Below are 4,212 nucleotides of genomic sequence, written 5' to 3'. Positions count from 1 at the left end.
CGGCCCAGCGGCCCGGCCCAGCGGCCCGGCCTAGTGGATCGGCACCGGCGCGTCGACCGCCGCGGCCTCCGGCTTCCGCCGCGGCAGCAGCAGCGCCGGCAGGAACGCCAGGGCGATCAGGCCGACCGCGTACCAGTAGGTGTGCTGGAACGCGTCCGCCATCGGCCCGGCGATCTTCTCCATGATCGCCGGCGGCACCTTCTCGGTGCTGCCGATCTCGCCGCCGGCCCCGCCGCCCAGCTTGCTGGTGAGCTGGTTCGCCAGCAGCACCGACATCATCGCGGTGCCGATGGACGCCGACACCTGCTGGATGATGTTCAGCATCGTGCTGGCCCGCGGCACCTCGTCATGGGCGAGGGTCTGGATGGCCGCGGCCATCGTCGGCATCATCGTCAGCCCCATGCCGAGGCCCATCACGAACAGGACGCCGCCCAGCGTCCAGTAGGACGTGTCGCCTTGCAGCACCGCCGCGAAGGACGCCACCGACAGCGTCACGACGACCAGGCCGCCGAGCACGACGCGCCCGGGGCCGATCCGGTCGGTGAGCTTGCCGCCGATCGGCATCGTGACCATCGCGCCGAGGCCCTGCGGCGCCAGCAGCAGGCCGGCCGCCATCGCGCCCTCACCGCGCACCACCTGGTAGTACAGCGGCAGCAGCAGCATCGCGCCCATGAACGCGGTCACGAACAGCACCATGGTGCCGGACGCCGCCGCCACCGACCGGCGCTTCAGCAGCCGCAGGTCGATGAGCGGAGTGCGGGCGAGCAGCGCCCGGAACACGAACGCGATCATCAGCGCCGCGCCGGCCACCGTGAACACCAGCGGCTCGGTCTGGAGGAAGTCGCGCGCCTCGGCGCCCCTGGCCACGCCGTAGATCAGCGACGCCAGGCCGGGGGACAGCAGTATCAGCCCGAGCAGGTCGAGCCGCTCGGCCGGCTTCGGCTCGTCCTTCTTCAGGATCCTCGCCGCCAGCGCCAGCGCGACGATGCCGATCGGCAGGTTGATGAAGAAGATCCAGCGCCACGACACGTCGTCGACGAGCCAGCCGCCGATGATCGGGCCGAGGATGGGGCCGAGCAGCATCGGCACGCCGACGATGCTCATCACCTGGCCGACCCGCTGCGGCCCGGCCGCCTGCGTCATGATCGTCATGCCGGCCGGCATGATCATGCCGCCGCCGAGGCCCTGCAGCACCCGGAAGACGATCAGCGACTCGGCCGACCACGCCAGGCCGGCGAGCGTCGAGCCGGTCACGAACAGCAGGATCGAGACCATGTACAGGCGCTTGGTGCCGAACCGCGCGCAGGCCCATCCGGTGACGGGGATCACGGTGGCGAGCGCGAGCGTGTAGCCGGTCGCCACCCACTGGATCGTCGCCAGCGAGGTGCTGAACTCCTTGGCCAGGTCGTTGATGGCCACGTTGACGACGGTCACGTCCAGGATGGACATGATCGCGCCGAGGACGACGACCCCGGCCACGGCGAGGACGCCGCGGTCGAGACCACCGCCTGCGCCGGATCCCTTCAGCGGGGCGTCCGCCGTCTGTTGAGACGCGGGAGCGGTCAACTCTCTTCCAATCGTCGGGGCCCGCACGCGGGCACGCAGGACCGTGGGCACGTTTCAGGGGGTGAGCCGCAAAAATACTGCAGCGACTGACACTTTCGCGAACCGTTAAACTTCGCGCGCTCCGGGAGTATTCCAGCGCCCTACGACAGAACCCCCCAGCTCTCCGCTGTTCACGGTGCGACCTCGACCAAGGTCGAGGTCAACGAGATGTGACGCATCAGACACCGGACTCCTCCCTTCGCGGGTCACAGGGGCAGACCGCCGCCCGCCCCGGAACTCATCGCTTCGGCGAGAAGAACCCGGCCCCGCCGGCGGTGCCGCTGAGGGGGCCGATCAGCGGATCTTCAACCGCCGTCCCAGCGCCTCGGCCCCGCGGACGTCCTGCCCCGCCCGGATCGTCACCGTCAGCCTGCGGTTGGCGGCCAAGGGCGACAGATCCAGCCCTGGCGCGGCGTCGGCCAGGATGAGTTCGCGAAGGCTCGGCAGGGACGCCAGCGGTCCCAGGTCGGAGAGCCGCCGGCAGTTCTCGAGATCGAGAAGCGTCAGCCGCGGGAGGCTTTGCAGCGGCCGGAGGTCCTCGATCTCGGACCAGCCCACGTGCAGCCTCCGGACGCCGGTCAGGAGAGAGAGCGATCCGAAGTCGGTCACCTGCTTGCAGCCCGGGATCCAGAGATCGGTGAGCGGCAGGTCGGCCAGCGGACGGAGGTCCGTCAACCCGTCGCAGCGCCCCACGTACAGCTGACGCAGCCCGGGAATCTTCGCGCCGATGTCCGCGAAGCCGCCGGCGAGGTCCGTGTCGCTGATGTCCAACGACCGCAAGCGCCCGAGGGGGAGCTCGTCGAGGCTCGCCAGGCGGGTGCAGCCGAACAGCGAAAGATGGGTCAGCTCCGTCTGCCGCTTCACCGGGGAGAATTCGCTGATCCTCTCGCAGTCCGACAGCCAGAGCTCGTCGAGCCGGGGCAGGGCGTCCAGGAAAGCGAGGTCGCCGAGCAAGTGGCTGGGGAGCACGATCTCAAGGCTGCGCAGGGCCGGGAGGGGCGGCAAACCTGCGAGATCCGGGACCAGGTTCTCCGCCTCGAGGCTCAGCTGGACCAACTCGCCGGCGTGAGGGCTGAGGAAATCGAAGTCGTCGATGTCCTCGGCATCGACGCTCAGGTCGGATAGCGGGGGCACCTTTCCGAGTGCTTCCATCTGCCGGGGCTGCCGGTGGATCCTCAGGGTTCCGCCCGCAGGAGACCGGCCGAGGACATGCTCGGCGTACTCGTCGGCGTCGAAGTAGCTCCACGCCTGGTTCAGTTCGTCGCGCACGCGCCGCCGGGTGTCGCGGGCGTAGCGCGCCAGGAGGTCCAGCGCGCCGGGCCCGTTGATCAGCCAGGCAGTCTGCACCGTCGCCGAAGCAGCGGCCTCGCTGAGCCCGTCGAGGGTCTCGGGCAGCCGGGCGAGGACCGGTTCGCCGGCGGTGGCGAGGGACCGGGCGGACGCCTCGTCACGGGGCGGGATGAGGTCGTCCAGGCATTCGTCGAGGTCGCTGCGGAGATCGTCCGGTACGGAGGGGAGGGTCTCCAGGCAGGCGATCGCCATGAGCTTCAGGGCGCGGCCCTGCCGCCTTTCGGCGCGGGCACGGGCCAAAATGCCGCTCAGGAGTTCGCGGCGCAGGGGCTCGTTGGCATGGCCGGCGGCCATGATGACCGTTTCACGCCAGGTGTCGCGGTGCGCGTGCTGTACGAGCAGCTCCATGTCGCCGAGGTCCGCGGCCTGCTTGGCGGCGAGGTACTCCTGGACGGTCCGGTGCACGAAGTCGATGCGCCCCGGCACCGGCTCGCGGAGTACGCCGCTGCGCTGGAGCAGCTCGCCCAGGACCTCGTCCGGAGGGACCCGGACCTGCGGCATCGACGCCAGCCGGTCGGCGACGAGCCGCTCCACCATGCGCTTCGGCAACTCGACGCGGGAGCTGGTCGAGAGATGCCAGGCGATGTCCTGCAATATGCGGACTTTCTGGTCGCGTTCGAGGGCGCTCGGGATGCCGCGTCTGGCGTCCCGCGTCTCCAGGAGCATGTCCAGCGCGGCCCCGTACAGGCCCATGCGGTTGCGGGGGAGCACCTCCCGGTCGAGGTTGAGCGCGCACAGCATGGCGGCGAGCAGCGGGCTGGACGCGAGCGTCCGCAGGTGCGGCGCCGACTCCAGCCGGGCCAGGAGCCGCGCCTCGTACGAGGGGAGGCGCTGCGGCGGGCAGGGCAGGTCGGGGCAGTCGCGGACCGCGTTGTGCCAGTGCCGGACGAGCGTCCGGATGTCCGCCGGGGCCAGCTGCTCGAGGAACGCCGTCGCGAACCCCTCGGCCCGCAGCCAGTCGGAGCCGGCGGCGGCCGGACGCGAGGTGACGATGATCCGGATCCCGCGGAACGCGCCGACGATCCCCTTGAGCCACGTCCGGACGGCCTGGCGCTGGGCGCCGGGGACCTCGTCCACGCCGTCCACGAGGAGCAGCGCCCGGCCGGACCCCAGCCGCCGGTGCGCCCACCCGCGCGGCATGATCCCGGCGAGATGGCCGGCGACGTCGTCGATGAACTCCTCGGGACGCGGCAGCGGCTTGCCCGCGTGGCTCCGCAGCTTGACGACGAACGGGACGCACCCGTTCCAGTCCCGCAG

The 4,212-nt window shown here is 71.0% G+C and carries 2 protein-coding genes; both read right to left on the bottom strand.

Annotation, left to right across the window (positions count from 1 at the left end):
• Window positions 1-30 precede the first annotated feature (30 nt).
• Entirely contained in the window at window positions 31-1,566 is a 1,536-nt protein-coding gene (locus ACIWVC_RS26620) for a DHA2 family efflux MFS transporter permease subunit (RefSeq protein WP_396449206.1), read from the bottom strand.
• Window positions 1,567-1,899: 333 nt separating this feature from the next.
• The coding region (locus ACIWVC_RS26615) for an NACHT domain-containing protein (RefSeq protein WP_396454730.1) at window positions 1,900-4,212 on the bottom strand (2,313 nt) is incomplete at its 5' end.

Origin of the sequence: Actinomadura sp. (assembly GCF_044508335.1) — a bacterium.
GTDB lineage: Bacteria > Actinomycetota > Actinomycetes > Streptosporangiales > Streptosporangiaceae > Spirillospora.
The sequence above is the reverse complement of the archived record's forward strand: the minus strand, read 5'-3'. Positions and strand labels throughout refer to the sequence as shown.